The sequence below is a fragment of the Streptomyces sp. NPDC002619 genome (assembly GCF_042889305.1).
Classification (GTDB): domain Bacteria; phylum Actinomycetota; class Actinomycetes; order Streptomycetales; family Streptomycetaceae; genus Streptomyces.
The window spans coordinates 1-17,409 of record NZ_JBIAQV010000084.1; the positions used below are offsets into that span (position 1 = coordinate 1).

Annotated in this window: 17 protein-coding genes; 14 read left to right on the plus strand and 3 right to left on the minus strand. The window is 73.5% G+C overall.

What is annotated here, in order from left to right; genetic code table 11:
- A partial coding sequence (locus ACFYXB_RS43765) for a zinc ribbon domain-containing protein (RefSeq protein ID WP_389590970.1) occupies positions 1 to 108 on the plus strand: 108 nt, incomplete at its 5' end.
- A 144-nt stretch (positions 109 to 252) separates the two neighbouring features.
- Here the strand turns inward: ACFYXB_RS43765 and ACFYXB_RS43770 are convergent.
- Positions 253 to 1,767, minus strand: coding sequence for an AMP-binding protein (locus ACFYXB_RS43770; protein WP_389590941.1), 1,515 nt, complete (start codon positions 1,765 to 1,767; stop codon positions 253 to 255).
- A 223-nt stretch (positions 1,768 to 1,990) separates the two neighbouring features.
- Complete coding sequence (locus ACFYXB_RS43775; RefSeq protein ID WP_389590943.1) at positions 1,991 to 2,947, minus strand: ACP S-malonyltransferase; 957 nt, start codon at positions 2,945 to 2,947, stop codon at positions 1,991 to 1,993.
- A gap of 189 nt (positions 2,948 to 3,136) precedes the next feature.
- On the opposite strand from ACFYXB_RS43775, the gene ACFYXB_RS43780 reads away from it, so the two are divergent.
- The 13 genes from ACFYXB_RS43780 to mftE all read left to right on the plus strand — a co-directional run bounded on the left by ACFYXB_RS43780 (position 3,137) and on the right by mftE (position 16,018).
- Complete coding sequence (locus ACFYXB_RS43780) at positions 3,137 to 3,766, plus strand: TetR/AcrR family transcriptional regulator (RefSeq protein ID WP_389590944.1); 630 nt, start codon at positions 3,137 to 3,139, stop codon at positions 3,764 to 3,766.
- Positions 3,767 to 3,888: 122 nt separating this feature from the next.
- The gene (mftA, locus tag ACFYXB_RS43785; RefSeq protein WP_389590947.1) at positions 3,889 to 4,008 is read left to right on the plus strand and encodes a mycofactocin precursor MftA; all 120 of its coding nucleotides are present in this window, start codon (positions 3,889 to 3,891) and stop codon (positions 4,006 to 4,008) included.
- Positions 3,993 to 4,328: a mycofactocin biosynthesis chaperone MftB gene (mftB, locus tag ACFYXB_RS43790; protein ID WP_389590950.1), complete on the plus strand. Its 336-nt coding sequence runs from the start codon at positions 3,993 to 3,995 to the stop codon at positions 4,326 to 4,328. The genes mftA and mftB overlap by 16 nt, the downstream gene beginning before the upstream one ends.
- Positions 4,325 to 5,536 carry a mycofactocin radical SAM maturase gene (gene mftC, locus ACFYXB_RS43795; RefSeq protein ID WP_389590952.1) on the plus strand — a complete coding sequence of 404 codons (1,212 nt, stop codon included), beginning with the start codon at positions 4,325 to 4,327 and terminating at the stop codon, positions 5,534 to 5,536. The genes mftB and mftC overlap by 4 nt, the downstream gene beginning before the upstream one ends.
- A gap of 2 nt (positions 5,537 to 5,538) precedes the next feature.
- A complete protein-coding gene (locus ACFYXB_RS43800) occupies positions 5,539 to 7,551 on the plus strand; it encodes an FAD-dependent oxidoreductase (protein ID WP_389590971.1) in 2,013 nt (670 codons plus the stop codon).
- Entirely contained in the window at positions 7,548 to 9,515 is a 1,968-nt protein-coding gene (locus ACFYXB_RS43805) for a mycofactocin system FadH/OYE family oxidoreductase 2 (RefSeq protein WP_389590953.1), read from the plus strand. Before ACFYXB_RS43800 ends, ACFYXB_RS43805 begins: the two co-directional genes overlap by 4 nt.
- Positions 9,512 to 10,450, plus strand: a complete 939-nt coding sequence (locus tag ACFYXB_RS43810; protein ID WP_389590955.1) for a mycofactocin-associated electron transfer flavoprotein alpha subunit — start codon at positions 9,512 to 9,514, stop codon at positions 10,448 to 10,450. The genes ACFYXB_RS43805 and ACFYXB_RS43810 overlap by 4 nt, the downstream gene beginning before the upstream one ends.
- Positions 10,440 to 11,771, plus strand: a complete 1,332-nt coding sequence (locus ACFYXB_RS43815) for an FAD-dependent oxidoreductase (protein ID WP_389590957.1) — start codon at positions 10,440 to 10,442, stop codon at positions 11,769 to 11,771. The genes ACFYXB_RS43810 and ACFYXB_RS43815 overlap by 11 nt, the downstream gene beginning before the upstream one ends.
- Positions 11,768 to 12,076: a ferredoxin family protein gene (locus ACFYXB_RS43820; RefSeq protein WP_389590959.1), complete on the plus strand. Its 309-nt coding sequence runs from the start codon at positions 11,768 to 11,770 to the stop codon at positions 12,074 to 12,076. Before ACFYXB_RS43815 ends, ACFYXB_RS43820 begins: the two co-directional genes overlap by 4 nt.
- The gene (locus ACFYXB_RS43825; RefSeq protein ID WP_389590961.1) at positions 12,073 to 12,942 is read left to right on the plus strand and encodes a mycofactocin-associated electron transfer flavoprotein beta subunit; all 870 of its coding nucleotides are present in this window, start codon (positions 12,073 to 12,075) and stop codon (positions 12,940 to 12,942) included. Before ACFYXB_RS43820 ends, ACFYXB_RS43825 begins: the two co-directional genes overlap by 4 nt.
- A gap of 26 nt (positions 12,943 to 12,968) precedes the next feature.
- Positions 12,969 to 13,772, plus strand: coding sequence for a mycofactocin-coupled SDR family oxidoreductase (locus ACFYXB_RS43830; protein ID WP_389590963.1), 804 nt, complete (start codon positions 12,969 to 12,971; stop codon positions 13,770 to 13,772).
- Positions 13,769 to 15,172 carry a mycofactocin biosynthesis glycosyltransferase MftF gene (gene mftF / locus ACFYXB_RS43835; protein ID WP_389590965.1) on the plus strand — a complete coding sequence of 468 codons (1,404 nt, stop codon included), beginning with the start codon at positions 13,769 to 13,771 and terminating at the stop codon, positions 15,170 to 15,172. Before ACFYXB_RS43830 ends, mftF begins: the two co-directional genes overlap by 4 nt.
- Before the next feature lie 117 nt (positions 15,173 to 15,289).
- Positions 15,290 to 16,018: a mycofactocin biosynthesis peptidyl-dipeptidase MftE gene (gene mftE / locus ACFYXB_RS43840; protein ID WP_389590967.1), complete on the plus strand. Its 729-nt coding sequence runs from the start codon at positions 15,290 to 15,292 to the stop codon at positions 16,016 to 16,018.
- A gap of 130 nt (positions 16,019 to 16,148) precedes the next feature.
- Here the strand turns inward: mftE and ACFYXB_RS43845 are convergent, their stop codons facing one another.
- The gene (locus tag ACFYXB_RS43845; protein WP_389590968.1) at positions 16,149 to 16,925 is read right to left on the minus strand and encodes a TetR/AcrR family transcriptional regulator; all 777 of its coding nucleotides are present in this window, start codon (positions 16,923 to 16,925) and stop codon (positions 16,149 to 16,151) included.
- Between the last annotated feature and the right edge of the window lie 484 nt (positions 16,926 to 17,409).

Below are 17,409 nucleotides of genomic sequence, written 5' to 3' on the forward strand. Positions count from 1 at the left end.
GAGAAGTTCCACTGTCAGGAGTGCGGTCACCAGGCGCACGCGGACACGGTGGGCGCTCTCAACGTTCTACGGGCCGGGCTGGCCCGTCGCGAAGCTCAACCGGCTTAGCGAGAAGCCACCCCGTTCACGGGGTGGAGGAGTCACGGTTTTGCTCCCGTCCGGGTCCGCCCGGCTCCTGGTGGAACCGGTGTGGAAAGGACTCTGGCGGGGTGCGCTCACCGCGGGCTCACCGGCGCGGTGAGAGCGGTGGGTTCAGGCTGCCGGGCGGTTCGGCCGGGTCAGGAGGTCGGTGGCCCGTTGGGTGAGTTCCTTGCGGTCGACCTTGCGGTTGGAGTTCAGGGGGAACTCCGGCAGGTGCTCGAAGCGGCGGGGCAGCATGCCTTTGGGGAGGACGTCGCGCAGGGCGCGGGCGAAGCGGGCGGCGGGGCGGGGCTCGCCGGTGTAGTAGACGACGAGTTCGGTGCCCGACGGGGTCGTGGCGCCCGCGGCCACGGCGTCCTCCACGCCCTCGCAGGAGCGCAGTGCGTGTTCCACCTCGGCCAGTTCCACCCGCCAGCCCTGCACCTGCACCTGGGAGTCGAGGCGCCCGAGGTAGACCAGTTCGCCGTCGGCCAGGCGGCGTACCCGGTCGCCGGTGCGGTACCAGCGGCGGCCGTCGCGCTCCGCGAAACGGCCCGCGTCGTCGGCGGGGTCGAGGTAGCCGATGGACATCTGCGGGCCGGTGATGAGCAGTTCGCCCTCGACGGGGGTTTCCCGGTCCTCCTCGTCGACCAGGACGTGGTCGTGGCCCGCGTGGACCTGGCCGATGGGGACCAGGCCGTTGACGCAGCGCTGCGGGGAGGTCGCGGGGTTCCAGCGGTGGCCGGTGATGGTGACGGTCAGCTCGGTGGGCCCGTAGATGTTCTCCAGGGTGGAGGCGGGCGCGGCGGTCTGCCAGTCGGTGGCGTCGTGCGCGCGCAGGGCCTCGCCGGCGAAGAGGCTCCAGCGCAGGCCGGGCAGTGCGCCCGGGGTGAGGCCGCCCATGCGGCGCACGAGGGAGATGGCGCTGGGCGTGGCGAACCACACGGTGACGCCGTGTCCGTCGAGGTAGGCCGGCAGGTCGAGGTAGGCGGTCTGCGGGGTGACGTCGACGGTGGCTCCGGAACCCCAGGCGCAGAACAGGTCGAACATCGCGCAGTCGAAGTTGAGGTCGAAGGTCTGCGAGAAGACATCGTCCGGGGTGAAGTCGTAGCGCTCGTCGAGGAGTTGGAAGTAGTGGTGGGTGCTGCCCTGGCTGATGGGCACGCCTTTGGGGCGGCCGGTGGAGCCCGAGGTGAACAGCATGTAGGCGGTGTCGGTGGGGGTTGTGCCGGTGCGCGGTTCGGACAGGGCGTGGGCCGGGTCCGGGGTGACCACCTCGAGGGCGGGTACGTCCTCGCCGAGGCCGGCCAGGACCGCGCGGCCGCGTTCGTCGGCCACCACCGCGGTGGCGCGGGACAGTTCGAGCATGTACTGGGTACGGGGCGTCGGGAAGTCGGGGTGCAGCGGGACGACGGTGGCGCCCGCGTACAGCGCGCCGAGGATGCCTGCGTACGCCGTCGGGGTCTTGCCCGCCAGGACGCCGACGACCTTGGCGCCGCGCAGGGAGCCCGCCCAGGTGAGGGCCTGCCGGTGCAGGTCCCGGTAGGTGATCGTCTCGGAGCCGATGCGCAGGGCCGGGCGGTCGGCGGACAGGGCCAGTCCGCGCAGGAAGCGCTCGTGCAGGCCGCCGGGGTTCTGCTGGGTCATGGTTCCTCCGGAGCGGGGTGGTGCAGTGCAGGTCCGTTGGGGGCACCCGGCCTTCGGCCGGGTGCGGGGTTCCCGCCCGGACCGCCTGTGCGGCTTTCGTCGTCGGGTGCGGGTGCCCCCTTGCGGGGGTTCTCGCCGTCGGCGGCCGCGGGACGTGGGTGGGACCGGGGGGTGCGGTGGGAGTGAACGTGATGGCAGAAGGCCTGTCGCGTGTCGGGATTTCTCAGGCCGCTGCCGGTGTCGGGCGCTTTTTCGGGCGTAGGGCCAGGCGCGGGTTGGCCGGGATCACCTTGAAGTTCTTTGTGGCGGCGCCCACTCGGCCGAAGAGGGCGTCCTGGCCGGCGACGTAGAGGGTGGCGACGCCCCGGTCGCGCAGGGAGGTGAGGGCGGTCGGCCAGGCGACCGCGCGGACGCAGCAGTCGAGCAGCAGGTCCCTGATCTCCTCGCCGGTGGTCAGCAGGGTGCCGTCCTGGTCCGAGATGACCGCCAGGGTCGGGTCTTGGAACTTTAGGCCGTCCATCACCTCGACGGCCGCCCGGGCGCGCAGTGCGGCGAACGCGGCCGAGTGCATGGGCGGCCGCATGACGTACAGCGGCAGCCCGCCGGCCGTGCGCAGCCGCTGCTGGAGCCACTCCAGCCGGGAGGCGCGCAGGGTGAGCATGCGGAAGTCCTCGTCGACCACGCAGGTGATGTCGTACCACTCGTCCTGCCCGGCCAGTTCGGCGAGGATCTCCTCGAGCGCGGCGCCGGAGGTGCGGGCGAAGGACTGGGTGGCGACCTCCTGCGGGTAGTCCTCGGCGAAGAACGCGTCGAGGCAGTGTGCGAACCGTTCGGTGAGGCGGACCCCGTCGGCGAAGGACAGGGCGCCGGAGCGCACGGCGGTTGCCTTGCCGCCGAAGCTCGGTCCCGTGACGAAGGCGGGTTGGACACTGAACTCGGCCTCGGCCCACCGGGCGAGCGCCAGGCAGTTCACGAAGAAGGCGACCTGGGCGTGGACCGAGTAGTCGCCCTCCGCTTCCCGGAAACGGTCGAAGAGTGAATAGCCGAGGGTGTCGTCGGCTTCCGCGACGAGTTTCCGGGCGAAGGGGTTGACAAGCATGAACTTGCCGACTTCAGCGAAGGGCGAGGGCCCCATACCCGGAAATACCAGGGCGCTTTTCGTCCGGTTCTCATTCTTCATGGGGGCCAGTGTGGTGTCCGGCCGCCGGGCTCTTAACCCCTAGTTGCCCCTTAGCTTCTCAAGGGGCTGCCCGGGATCCGCGTGCCCCGCCCTGCACCGGCCGGGCGGCCTCGCCGGGCACCCCTAGCCTTGCCATGGCGCCGGTTTAGGGGGTTTTCAGGAAGCGGCGGGTCGGGGACCCTGCCTGGGGTGGGACATCGCGAGGCTTTACTCCAGGGTGCGAAGCAGTGCCTGGCCGAAAAGGGCTACGCGCGCACGACGGCCCGCGACATCGTCGCGGCGTCGGGCACGAACCTCGCCTCCATCGGCTATCACTACGGCTCCAAGGAGGCCCTGCTCAACGAGGCGTTGATCCAGGCCAACATGGAGTGGGGCGAGGCGCTGAAGGCGGCGCTCGGCCGCGGCGGCGAGACGCCCCGCGAGCGGATCGAGGCCCTGTGGACCAAGGTGACGGAGCTGTTCGCCCAGCACCGCGGACTGTGGGCGGCGAATTTCGAGGCGATCACCCAGGCCGGGCATTCTCCCGAGGTGCGTGCGGCGCTGGCGAAAGGCATGGCGGAGGCGCAGGCCGGCCTGGGGGAATTCCTGCCGGACTCGGCGGAGGAAAAGCGGGACGGCCGTGCGGCCCGCGCGGTCGGTTCCTTCCACCAGGCGCTGATCACCGGGGTGATGGCCCAGTGGCTGATCGATCCGGAATCTGCCCCGACCGGCCGTGAGCTTTCCCTGGCGCTGCGGGCTATCGCGGGTGAGGCGCGCGTGGATTGCGGCGCGGTGGACGCCGTGACGGAAACGGGGCGGGAATCCGGCCGGGCGGCGTGAATTCGAAGGTCGTGTCCGGGTCCGCTCCGCCACCCCTATTTTTCTAGGGGTGTTCCTTTCCGGTAGCCGCGCGCACCATTTCTTTCCAGGACCGTGCCCCATGCAGCGAAGGGAGGGCCGCCATGGACGTCGAGGAGACGACCTGGACCGCCGAGGCACCCGGGATCACCGCGGAGGCCGAGTACGCCGAGGAACTGCTCGTCGAAGAGGTGTCGATCGACGGCATGTGCGGCGTCTACTGATCCCGGAGGCCGTCGTGTTCATCCCCGAGCGCCCCTACCGGTGCTCCCCCAGCGTGGCGCTGCGCCCGGAGCCCTTCGGGGCGCTCGCCTACCACTTCGGCACGCGTCGGCTGTGCTTTTTGAAGACCTGCGAACTCGTCGCGGTCGTACGGTCGTTGGCCGACCACCGGGACGTGCACTCGGCGCTCGACGCGGCCGGGCTGCCCGCCGCACAGCGCACCGCTTATCTCGGCGCCCTCGCCGGGCTGGCCGCGGGCGGCCTGATCGAACCCCGCCCCGGGGAGCCGGCCGGACGCCTCGAGGAAAAGGAAGCAGCGTGAAGCTCGTCGACTACTTCGAGAGCGGCCTCGACGCCCCCATCTGCCTCACCTGGGAGCTGACCTACGCCTGCAACCTGGCGTGCGTGCACTGTCTGTCCTCCTCGGGTCGGCGCGACCCGCGGGAGCTGACCACGGCCGAGTGCAAGGCCGTGATCGACGAGCTGGAGCGTATGCAGGTCTTCTACGTCAACATCGGCGGTGGCGAGCCCACCGTGCGCCCCGACTTCTGGGAGCTCGTCGAGTACGCCACCGCCCACCACGTCGGCGTGAAGTTCTCCACCAACGGCGTGCGCATCACCCCCGAGCGGGCGAAGTGGCTGGCCGGGAGCGACTACGTCGACGTGCAGATATCCCTGGATGGGGCGAGTGCGCAGGTCAACGACGCGGTGCGCGGGCCGGGTTCGTACGACACCGCCATGGCCGCGATCCGCAACCTCGCCGACGCCGGCATGCGCGACTTCAAGATCAGCGTGGTGGTGACCCGGCACAACGCCGGCCAGCTCGACGGCTTCAAGGCGATCGCCGACGCCCACGGCGCCCAGCTGCGCATCACCCGGCTGCGGCCCTCCGGGCGCGGCGCCGAGGTGTGGGACGAGCTGCACCCGACCGCCGGGCAGCAGCGCATGCTGTACGAGTGGCTGCTGGCGCACGGCGAGGACGTGCTGACCGGCGACTCCTTCTTCCACCTCAATGCCCTCGGCCCGGCCACGCTGCCGGGTCTGAACCTGTGCGGGGCGGGCCGGGTCGTGTGTCTGATCGACCCCGTCGGCGACGTCTACGCCTGCCCGTTCGCCATCCACGACACCTTCCTCGCCGGCAGCATCCGCTCTCCGGGCGGCTTCACCGCCGTATGGCGCGAGTCGGAGCTTTTCGCCGAGCTGCGCTCGCCGCAGACCGGCGGTGCCTGCACGGCCTGTTCGGCGTACGACGCGTGCCGGGGCGGCTGCATGGCGGCGAAGTTCTTCACCGGGCTGCCGCTGGACGGTCCGGACCCCGAGTGCGTGAAGGGCAACGGGGAGCGGGCGCTGGCCGTGGTCGGGGCGGGCACGGCGCCGCGGCCCAGTGCCGACCACTCGCATCGCACGCGTTGCGGACCGGTGCCGGTGGCCATCGGACGGCGGCCGTCGCAGGCAGCGGCGGCGGTGGACCGGGCCTGTGACACCAGCCCGCTGGCTGGGTTCGCGCCCGGCCGCCCGGGAGCGGCGTGACCATGCGTCTGACCGAGTCTGTCGCGCTGGGCCCGCGCATGGCCCCCAGCCGGGTGGTGTTCGGGCCGCACGAGACCAACTTGGCCCGCCGCAGGGAGCTGTCGGAGAGGCACGTCGCCTACTACGCCCGCCGGGCGGCCGGCGGCGCGGGCCTGATCGTGACCGAGACGGCGAGCGTGCACCCCTCCGACTGGCCCTACGAGCGGGCCCCGCTGGCCGCGGACAGCCGGCCCGGCTGGGCGGCGACGGCGGCGGCGTGCGCACCGTACGGGACGCTGGTGGTGGCCTCCCTCGGCCATGCCGGTTCCCAGGGCTCGTCGGCTTACCACCAGTCGGCGCTGTGGGCGCCGTCGCGGGTGGCCGACGTGGTGAGCCGCGAGATGCCGATGGAGCTGGAGGAGCCCGAACTAGCCGAAGTGCGCGCGGGGTTCGCGGCGGCGGCCCGGCTCGCCGCCGGCTCCGGGCTTGACGGGGTGGAGATCGAGGCGGGGCAGTACAGCCTGCTGCGCCAGTTCCTGTCCGGGCTGACCAACCAACGCGAGGACGCCTACGGCAGCGACCGGCTGCTGCTCCTGCGCCAGGTGCTGGGCGCCGTGCGCGAGGCGGTGGGCGAGGGCCGGCTGCTGGGGCTGCGGCTGTCCTGCGACGAGCTCGCGCCGTGGGCCGGCATCACCCCCGAGCACGCCGAGGGCTTCGCCCGCAAGTTGGCGCCGCTGCTGGACTACCTGGTGGTGGTGCGCGGTTCGGCGATGGCCAGCTCCGCGACCCGGCCCGACTTCCACACCCCGGCCGGCTTCAACACCGAGCTGTGCGCCGCCGTGCGTACGGCGGTGGCGGGGGCGGTGCCCGTAGTGCTCCAGGGCTCGGTGACCGACCCCGCCCAGGCCCAGCGGGCGCTGGACGACGGGGTGGCCGACCTGGTGGAGATGACCCGCGCCCAGATCGCCGACCCCGAGCTGGTCGCGCTGGTGCGCTCCGGCCACCCTGAGCGGGTTCGGCCGTGTGTGCTGTGCAACCAGAAGTGCCGCGTACGGGACAACCGCAACCCGGTCGTCTCGTGCGCCGTGGACCCCCGCAGCGGTCACGAGACCGAGGACCCGCCCGAAGTCCCCCTCGGGCGGGAGCCGGTGGCCGTGGCCGCTGCGGAGCGGGAGGCGGACGTTCCCGGGAGGCCCGATGGCGTGCTTCCCGGGGCGTCCGGCATTGCGCGGTCCGCCACAGGACAGGACACAGTCGTCGTCGTGGGCGGCGGGCCCGCGGGCCTGGAGGCCGCGCGCGTGCTGGCCGGGCGCGGGCAGCGGGTGGAGCTGGTGGAGCGCACAGAGCGGCTCGGCGGCCTGCTGCGGGTCGCAGGCGAGCGCTGGGCGCCGCTGCTGGACTGGCTGGAGTCGCAGGTGCGGCGGCTCGGTGTCGTCGTGCGCACCGAAACCGCCGTAGGACCGGGAGACTTGACCGGCCGCAGGGTGGTGCTGGCCACCGGGTCGCGACCCGGGCCGCGCCGGTACGACATCGACGGCGGTACGGTCCTGGAGGCCGCCGAACTGCTCGCGGGCCGCGCCGAACTGCCCGACGACGGGCCGGTGCTGGTCAACGACCCCGTCGGGGACGCGACCGGCGTGGCCCTCGCCGAGCACCTAGCCGAGGCGGGCCGGGCCGTCACGCTCGTCACTCAGGACCAGGTGGCCGGCACTCAGCTCGCGCTCACCGGTGACCTCGCCGACGCCCACGGGCGACTGCGGCGCGCCGGGGTGACCCTGCTTCGGCGCACCGTCCTGCGGGGCGTGCTGGCGGACGTCGCCCTGGTGGAGGACGTGCTCACCGGCGAACAGCACAAGGTGGCCTGCGTCGCCGTGGTGCACTGTGGACACCGGCTGCCCGACCCGCTGCCGGGCGCCCCAAACGGCGCCGTCCGCGCGGGCGACTGTGTGGCGCCGCGCACCGTCCACGAGGCCCTCCTGGAGGGCCGACGCGCCGCCCTCGCGCTGTGCGGCCCAAAAGGGGGCACGGCCCGGTGAGCCAATTCAGGCTGCTGTTCTCGCCGCTGAGGTTCGGTCCGCTCACCCTCGCCAACCGGATCGTGTTCTCCGCGCACCTGACCAACTACGCCGAGGACGGTCTGCCCAGCGAGCAGCACGCGGCGTACTACGCGGCCCGCGCGGCCGGCGGTGCCGGGCTGATCATCACTGAGGAGCACTCCACCCACGCGACCGACTGGCCGTACGAGAAGCTGATCCACGGCTTCAAACCGGACGTCGTGCCCGGCTACCGGCGGATCACCGAGGTCGTGCACGCACACGGCACCCCGATCCTCGCCCAGCTCAACCACAACGGCGGCCAGGCGTCGTCGATGTATTCGCGGCTGCCGGTGTGGGCGCCCTCGCCGGTGCCCGACCCGCTGTTTAGGGAGGTGCCCAAGGAGGTCAGCACGGCGGAGATCGCCGAGATCGTCGCCGGGTACGCCACCGTGGCCGGGCACTGCGCCGACGGCGGCTTCGACGGGGTCGAACTCCAGTGCTCGCACTCCTCGATCGTGCGCGGCTTCCTCTCCCCCGCCACCAACCTGCGCACCGACGCCTACGGCGGCCCGCTGGAGCGCCGGGTGCGGATCCTGCTGGAGATCGTCGACGCGGTCCGCGAGGCGATCGGCCCCGGCCGGGTGCTGGGCGTGCGGCTGTGCGGCGACGAGCTGCTCGACGGCGGCACGACCATCGAGGAGGCCGTCGAGACGGCCCGGCTGGTGGAGGCCACCGGCAAGGTCGACTACATCAACACCTCGATAGGCGTGGCCACTTCGACCCTCTACATGATCGAGGCGTCGATGTCGGTGCCGCCCGGCTACGCTCTGTTCGTCTCCAACGCCATCCGCAAGGCGGTGCGGCTGCCGGTGATCGGCGTCGGCCGCGTCAAGGACCCGGTGCAGGCCGAGCGGGCGCTGGCCGAGGGGCACTGCGACCTGGTCGGCGTGGTGCGGGGGCAGATCGCCGACCCCGACTTCGCCGCCAAGGCCCGCGCCGGGCACACTCCGCACATCCGCACCTGCCTGTCCTGCAACCAGGAGTGCGTCGGCCGCATGGGCCTCAACCGCTGGTTGGGCTGCATCGAGAACCCGCGGGCCGGCCGCGAGGCGGTACCGCTGCCCGCGCCCGGCCCGCGGCCGCGCCGGGTCGTGGTCGTCGGCGGCGGCCCGGCCGGGCTCCAGGCCGCGGCGACGGCGGCGCAGCGCGGCCACGAGGTGACGCTGTACGAGCGCTCGTCGGCCACGGGAGGCCAGGTGGCGACTGCCGCCACCGCACCCAGCCGCGCCGAGTTCCTGGACGTCGTACGCAATCTGCTCGCCGAGTGCCTGCGGCACGGCGTGGAGATCCGCACCGGGGTGGAGGCCACCGCCGAGTCACTGCGCACGCAGGCGCCGGACGCCGTCGTCCTCGCCACTGGGGCCCGTCCCCAACAGCCTTACTGGGCAGTCGAGTTGGAGCGGATCGTGGACGTCCGGGACGTCCTTCAGGGCCGGGCTGCGCCCACGGCGGGGCAGCGGGTCCTCGTCGTCGACGAGCTCGGCTTCCACCAGGCCACCTCCGTGGCCGAAGTGCTGGCCGACCGGGGCTGCCGGGTGCGGATCAGCATGCCCGGGATGGTGGTCGGACAGGACCTGGGCATCACGCTCGACCTGGAGACGTACAGCGTGCGCGCCCACGCCAAAGGCATCGAACACGCCACCGACCAGGTGGTGATGGGGGCCCGGCCGAGCGGGGAGGGGAACGGGGCCGTGGAGCTGGACATCCTCACGCACACCACGGGGACCATGACGCAGGAGCAGTACGACTGGGTGGTCTGCGCGTTGCAGCAGATACCGCAGGACAGCCTCTGGCGCGCCCTGAAGGACGCCCCGTTCCCCGTGCACCGCGCGGGCGACTGTCTCGCCCCGCGCCGCGCCCACGCCGCGGTCGTCGAGGGGCATCGGGCGGGGGCGGCGCTGTGAACGCCGGTCTTGCCGCGAGGGTCGCCGTCCTCGTCGTGCGCAACGGGGTGCTGCCGCTCGGGGCCGACGAGGTCGTCGCCGAGGCGGACGGGGCCGTGGTGGTCGTCGGTTCGCGGGTGCGTGAGGCGGCCGGGGAACTCGTCGCGGCCCGGCGGGTCTGGACGGCCGAGAGCGGGACCGCGCCCGCCGCCCTGGCCGTCGCGCTCGCACCGCTGCTCGCGGCCGTGCACGCCGTGGTGCTGCCCGGCTCCCCCGACGGGCGCGACCTGGCGCCCCGGCTGGCGGCCGAGTTGGGGCGGCCGTTGCTCGCGGGTGCCCTCGAAGTGCTGCCGCACGGTGCCGACGTACTGCGTCTGGGCGGGAGCGCGCTGGTCGAACTCACCGTGGACGGGCCGTACGTGGCCACGCTGGAGCCCGGGGTGCGGGGTGCGACGCCGGTGCCGGGGCCGCCGGAGACGATCGAACTGACACTGCCGTACGACACGGACGACGCCCCGGACGCGGTACACGTCGCCGCCCTCGACACCTCGGCCGACGCCGGTGACCTGGCCGGTGCCAGGCGGCTGCTCGGCGCGGGCGGCGGGCTCGGCGGCCCCGAGGCCGTGGCCCTGCTCGCCGAGGCCGGCGCCGCGCTGGGCATGGCGGTGGGCGCCACCCGGGTGGTCACCGACGCGGGCTGGCTGGAGTACGCCCGGCAGATCGGCACCACCGGCGTCACCGTCGACCCCGACCTGTACGTCGCCTTCGGCGTCTCCGGCGCCCCGCACCACACCGGCGGGCTCGGCTCCCCGGGCCACGTGGTGAGCGTGAACACCGACCCGTACTGCCCGATGACCGCCATGGCCGACCTGGGCATCGTGGCCGACGCGCCCGCCGTGCTCGCCGCGCTGGTACGGAAGTTGAGCAGCAGCGCGGAGGTGCACGATGCCGCCTGAGACGAACGCGGCGCCCGCCTTCGACGTCGTCGTGGTCGGCGCGGGCCCCGCCGGTTCGGCTGCCGCACTGGAGGCGGCGCGCGCCGGGATGTCGGTGGCGCTTTTGGAGCGCGGGCCGTATCCGGGCGCCAAGAACGTGTACGGCGGTGTGGTGTACGGGCGCGTCCTGGACGAACTCGTACCAAACTGGTGGGAGCACATGCCCGTACAGCGCTGGGTGACCCGGCGCTCGACGATGATGCTCACCGACAGCCAGGCCCTCACCGTCGACTTCCGCACCGAGGACTGGGGGCGCCCCCCGTACAACGGTGCCACCGCATTGCGCTCCGAACTCGACGGCTGGCTCGCCTCGCTGGCCCAGGAGGCCGGCGCCGTCCTGGTGCCCGCCACCACCGCCACCGGCCTGCTGCGCGACGGGGCCGGCCGGGTGACCGGGGTGCGCACCGACCGGCCCGACGGCGACCTGAGCGCCCGGGTCGTCATCGCCTGCGACGGCGTCAACTCCTTCCTCGCCAAGGAGGCGGGGCTGTTCGCGAAGGTGCCGGGCAAGCAGGCCGAGCACACCTCGCTGGGCGTGAAGGAGACCCTCGCCCTGCCGCGCGAGGCGGTCGAGGAGCGGTTCGGGCTGAGCGGGCGGCACGGCCAGGACATCGAGATCCTCGGCTGCACCGGCGGCATCCCCGGCGGCGGCTTCCTCTACACGAACCTGGAGTCGGTCAGCGTCGGCGTGGTGCTGTCGCTGACCGGCCTCGCCGCGTCCGGCACCCGGCCGGAGGCGGTGCTGGCCGGGTTGAAGGAGCACCCGGCGATCGCCCCGCTGCTGCGCGGCGCCGAACTCAAGGAGTACTCCGCCCACTTGATCCCCGAGGGCGGCTACGACACCATGCCCGAGCTCGCCGGCGACGGCATCCTGGTGGCCGGGGACGCCGCCGCGATGTGCCTGGCCGCCGGTGTCTGGCTGGAGGGCGTCAACTACGCGCTGGGAGCGGGCATGCACGCCGGCCGGGCCGCGGCCGCGGCCGTCACCGTGGGCGACACCTCCCGTGCCGGGCTTGCCGGTTACCGCAGGCTGCTGGAGCAGTCCTTCGTCCTCGCCGACCACCGCAGGCTGCGCCGGGTGCCGGAGCTGGTCTTCTCCGACCGGGTGCAAAAGACGTACCCGGGGCTGGTGTGCGACGTGGCCCAGGGGTTCTTCACGGTCGACAACCCGCGTCCCAAGCCGGGCCTGCGCCGGCTGCTGCGGGACGCGGCCCGCGGGCGCGGCGTACGGCTGCGCCATCTGCTGTCCGACGCGTTCACCGGAACGAGGTCCTTCGGTTGACCCTCACTGGCCCGTCCCCCCGCCCCGCCGTCTCCTTCGAGGACCGTATGTCCACGGTGGACTTCCGGGTCGCCGAGAAGCCACACATCACCCTCGACACCGACGTGTGCCGCTCCTGCGAGGTCCGTGCCTGCGTGCACGCCTGCCCGGCCGACCTGTTCGTGCCGACCGGGGACGGCGGGATCCTCTTCAACTACGAGCAGTGCTTCGAGTGCGGCACCTGCTACCAGGTGTGCGACGCCCCCGGCGCCCTGACCTGGTCCTACCCCGAGGGCGGCCACGGTGTCGCCTTCCGGCAGGGGTGAGCGCCGTGCTCGTGGCCGCCGCGCTGCGCTGGACGGACCCGCGCGCCACCGCCCACCCGCTCACCGGTACGGCCACCAGCGCGCCGTACGCCGCCGGGGTGTCCCCCGCGGACCGGTGCGCCCTCGAACACGGGCTGCGGCTGGCCGAGCGGCTCGGCGGGAGCTGCCTGGCGGTGACCGTGGGGCCGGCCGGGGCCGAGGAGATGCTGCGCGAGGCACTGGCCGCAGGCGCCGACGACGCGCTGCGCGTCGAGGGCCCCGACGGCGACGAGGCGGCCACCGCGCACAGTCTGCTGGCCGGGCTCGCCGCCGGGGGCCGGACGGCCGACGTGCTGGTGTGCGGCAACCGCTCCCTGGACCGGGGCACGGGCGCGACACCGGCGCATCTGGCGGCCCGGCTGGGGTGGGCCCAGGCGTTGGGGTTGGCGGAGCTGGGGGTGGCCGTCCAGGACGGCGACGGCATACGGCTGCGGGCGGTACGGCGGCTGGACGGTGGGCGTGCGGAAGAACTCGACGTACCGCTGCCCGCGGTGTGCTCGGTGGAGCCGGGGACGGTACGGCCGCGCCGGGCGCCCCTCGCCACGGCACTCGCCGCCCGCCGAGCCGAGATCCCCGTGGTGCGCGTGAGCACCCCGCAGGGCGGCGGCGTGCGGGCGGGGCGGATGCGTCCCTACCGTCCGCGGGCCAAGGTGCTGCCCGCGCCCGAGGGCGGCACCCGGCAGCGGCTGCTCGCCCTGACCGGCGCGCTCACCCCGCCCCGCACCCCGCCGCGCATGGTGACGCCCGAATCCCCCGAGGAGGCGGCGGAGTTGCTGCTGGCGTATCTGCGGGAGCACGGGGCGAACCCCGGGACGCAAAAGTCGTAGTCGCAGCGGATGGACGGGGAGGACACATGGGGAGCACACCCGGCTCCGGCCGACGGACCGCCGTCGTCACCGGGGCGGCGCGCGGCATCGGCGCCGCGGTCGTGGAACGGCTGGCCGCGGACGGCTGGCTGGTGGTGGCGGTGGACGTGTGCCGCGACCTGCCCGGCGTCGGCTATCCGCTGGGCACCGAGAAGGAACTCGACGCCCTCGCGGAGCGCTGGCCGGACGCGGTGCTGCCGGTGGTCGCCGACGTACGCGACCAGGCGGCGCTCGAGGACGCCGTCGAGCTGGCGCACCGGCACTCCGGGGAACTGCACGCCGCCGTGGCCGCGGCCGCGGTGATGGCCGGCGGGCGGCCTCTGTGGGAGACGACGGACGCCGAGTGGGACGCGTTGTTCGAGATCGGAGTGCGCGGGGTGGCCAACCTGGCGCGGGCCGCCGTACCCCGGCTGCTCGCCCGGCCCGAGCCGCGCTCCGGCCGGTTCGTCGCGCTCGCCTCGACCGCCGCGCACCACGGGCTGTGGCACCTGGCCGGCTACAACGCGGCCAAGCACGCGGTGGTCGGCCTGATCCGGGGCCTGGCCACCGACCTGCGCGGCACCGGGGTGACCGCCACCGCCGTCTCCCCCGGCTCCACGCGCACCGCGATGCTGCGGGCCAGCGCCGACCTGTACGGCCTGGACGACACCGCCGAGTTCGCCCGGCACCACCGGCTGGAGCGCCTGCTGGAACCGGAAGAGGTCGCGGCCGCGGTGTGCTGGCTGTGCGGCGAGGAGGCGTCGGCCATCACCGGCACGGTCGTCCACGCGGACGGAGGTTTCACACCATGAGCACCGAGATCGTCGAAGGCGCCGCCGGTTCCCCCGAGCTGCGCCTGACCCCGGATCCGTCCCTCAGTCGGCTGTCGGGCGGCCGCACGCTGCTCGGCGGCTCCCCCTACCGGGTGCTGCGGCTGTCCGAGGCCGGGGCGCGGCTGGTCGACGGGTGGCTCGGCGGGGAGGCGGTGTCCGGCGGGGCGGGGCAACGGCGCCTGGCCGGCAGGCTGATCGCCGCCGGGCTGGTCCATCCCCAATACGCGCCGGGCCCGTTGACCGCGGCCGACGTCACCGCGGTGATCCCGGTCCGCGACCACCCCGAAGTGACCGATGCGCTGGGGAACTTGGCCGCACTCGCCCGGGTGGTGGTCGTGGACGACGGTTCCGCCGTGCCACTGCCCGGCGCGGCCGTACGGCATCCGGTCTCACGCGGGCCGGCCGCCGCGCGCAACAGCGGCTGGCGGCCTGCCCGTACGGAGCTGGTGGCGTTCCTGGACGCGGACGTGGTGCCCGAACCGGGCTGGCTGGACGCGCTGTTGCCGCACTTCGCGGACCCACGGGTGGCCGCGGTGGCGCCGCGGGTGCGCAGCCGCGCGGGCGGCAGCGCACTGGAGCGGTACGAGCAGGAGCGCTCGCCGCTCGACCTGGGCCCGGTGCCCGCGGTGGTACGGCCCGGCAGCCGGGTGAGCTACGTGCCGACCGCCGCTCTGGTCGTCCGGGTCTCGGCGCTGCGCGCGCTCGGCGGGTTCGACGAGACGATGCGCTTCGGCGAAGACGTCGACCTGGTGTGGCGCATGGCCGGGCGCGGGCTGCTGGTGCGCTACGAACCGGCGTCCGAGGTCCGGCACGCGCCCCGCTCCCGCTGGTCGGCGTGGGCGCGCCAGCGCTTCGACTACGGCACCTCGGCCGCCCCGCTCGCACTGCGCCACGGGACCGCGGCGGCGCCGGTGCGGGTGTCGCCGTGGACGCTGGCCTGCTGGGCCGCCATAGCAGCCGGGCGCCCCGCCGCCGCCTCCGCCACCGCCCTGATCACGGCGTCGCTGCTGCCGCGCAAGCTGCGCGGGGTGGGAGTACCGGCCGAGGAGGCGGTGGCGCTGGCACTGCGCGGCCACTGGGGCGCGGGCCACATGTTCGCCGACGCCGTCACCCGCTCGTGGTGGCCGGTCGCGATGCCCGCACTGGCCGCGTCCCGCAACGGACGCCTGCTGCTGACCGCGGCACTGGCCCGCCATGTCACCGACTGGCACACCCACCGCCCCCCGCTCTCCCTCCCCCAGTGGCTCACAGCCCGGGTGGCCGACGACCTCGCCTACGGCGCCGGCGTCTGGTGGGGCGCCCTCCGCCACCGCACCCTGGCACCCCTGCGCCCGGACACCTCGCCGTGGCCGGGGCGGGACGGGGTGCGGCGGATGTGAGGGCAGGGCGCGACAGGGCGTGGCCTGCGCGAGAGCCCTGCGGGAGGGCCGGCGTGCGTGGTCGGCCGTCGGCTCCGGGGCGCTGCCCGGGGCCAGAGGCGCAGGAGGAGGAATGTGGTGGCCACGAAAGGGCCGCGCAGGCTTGCCGAGTTGACGTGGACCGAGGTGGCCGGTGTCGCGGCGGCCAGTGTGGTGGTCGTGCCGGTGGGATCGAGTGAGCAGCATGGCCCGCATCTGCCGTTCACCGTGGACACGGACATCGCGGTCGCGCTGGCGGAGCGGCTGGCGGTGGAGCGGGAGTGGGTGGTGCTGGCCCCGCCGGTGCACTACGGCTCCAGCGGCGAGCACGCGGGCTTCCCCGGCACACTGTCGATCGGCCGGGCGGCCATCGAGCTGCTGTTGACCGAACTGGGCCGCTCAGCCGACGCGTTCGCCGCGGTGGCGTTCGTCTCGGCGCACGGCGGCAACGCCGTGCCGGTGCGACGGGCGGTGGCGCGGCTGCGCGACGAGGGGCGTCGGGCGCACTTCTGGGAGCCGGGCGGGGATCCGGCCGACAGCCACGCGGGGCGGGACGAGACCTCGGCGATGCTGGCGCTGCGGCCCGGGGCGGTGCGGCTGGAGCGGGCGGAGCCGGGCGACACCCGGCCGCTGTCCGACGTACTGCCCGAACTGCGGCGCGGCGGGCTGCGGGCGATCACCCCCAACGGCGTCCTCGGCGACCCGACGGGGGCGGCCGCCGGCACCGGGCGGGCGATCCTCGCCGGCTGGGGCGCGGACCTGCTGGCGGCCAGTGAGGAGTGGCGGCCCAGGGTGGAGGATCGCGATGACAGGACCGCAGACGGGTGAGGATGCCGGGCACGCCCGGTACACCTGCAGTGTGCGGGTGTCGTCCACCGCGTAGGGCCCTGCTTGGCGAGTGGGCACGGTGCCGGTGGATCTGGAACGAGACTCCTCCTCCCTTCAAGGAGGGGAGCGTTCAATGACCCTGTTTCGCCTGCCGGGCCTCCCGCCGGCGGCGACGGATCAGTGCCTCGATTCCGTCCAGGGCACAGTTGAGGGAGAAGTCGAACTCCGCGTCCTCGCCGTCCGAGTCGTCGAAGACTCCCGCTTCCATCGCCGCGTTGATGGCGGGAAAGCGGTCCGCGTCCGCGAGTTTCTCGATGAGCCGGCGGTAGTCCAGCATCGATTCGGCGCCGTCGGCACCGGCCTTCGAGAAGGCCTCGTAGGTTTCGGCGAGTTGGGCCTCGTTGCGGACCAGTCCGGCCAGGAGCAGGATCGCGGACATCTTCTGGGCCTCGCCGAGAGTGCTGCGCTGCAGGAAGCACAGCCCTTGTTCGGCCCAGGCGATCTGGTGGGGCGTCGAGGGCGGGCCGCTGATGGGGATGCGCACCACCCAAGAGTGCCGGCGCAGTACGGCCAGGTAGGAGCGGCTCCAGTGCTCGAGCCCGGTCCGCCAGTGCGGCTTCGGATCCGGGTGGGGCACGGGCGGCCCGAAGGCGGCGTCCACCATCAGGGGCAGCAGCTCGTCCTTGGCGGACACGTACCGGTAGAGGGACATCGTCGAGGAATTCAGTTCCTTGGCGATGCGGCTCATGGAAATGGAGCTGATCCCTTCGGAATCCGCGATCCGTACGGCGGTGTCCACGATGCGCCCCAGGCTCAGAGCGCGTTTGGGGCCCTTCTGCGAGGGTTCCCGAAGCCCCCAGGCCACTTCGATGCTCGCCGGCAGGCCGATGCCCCTGTCGCTACCCATGTGCGCCCGCCTTCTTCCGGCTCTGTTTCTCCGGCTGTGTCGACAAACCCGTCATCACGATTTAGCCCAGCGGCCACGGAGTACGACCGAGGGCTTGATCCCCGCCCAGGAGGCGGGGCAAGCCCTCGTGCCGATCGCCGGACGGGGGATGCAAGCGATCGACGGCACCGTGGTCTGGGGCGGCCACCCGAGCGCGCCCACCTTGCGTGCATTTATTGCGTGCGACGCACGCTTTCACGTTTATAGCGTACGCAGTACGTGAGTCGCCGTCAACCGAATCCCGTGCCAAAGGGGCACCCATCAAGGGGACACACAACGAACAGGCACGGGTCTCGCAGAGACCCGTGCCTGCTGGTGGGGAACTGGTTTGACTTCCTCCCCCTCGTGAACGAGGGGGATTCCCTTATGAGGGGGTTCGGCCGGTCGCCCGGCTTACGGGTTCCTGTTTCACGGACCGGCTGATGCCGAGGTCTCCGCAGGCTGA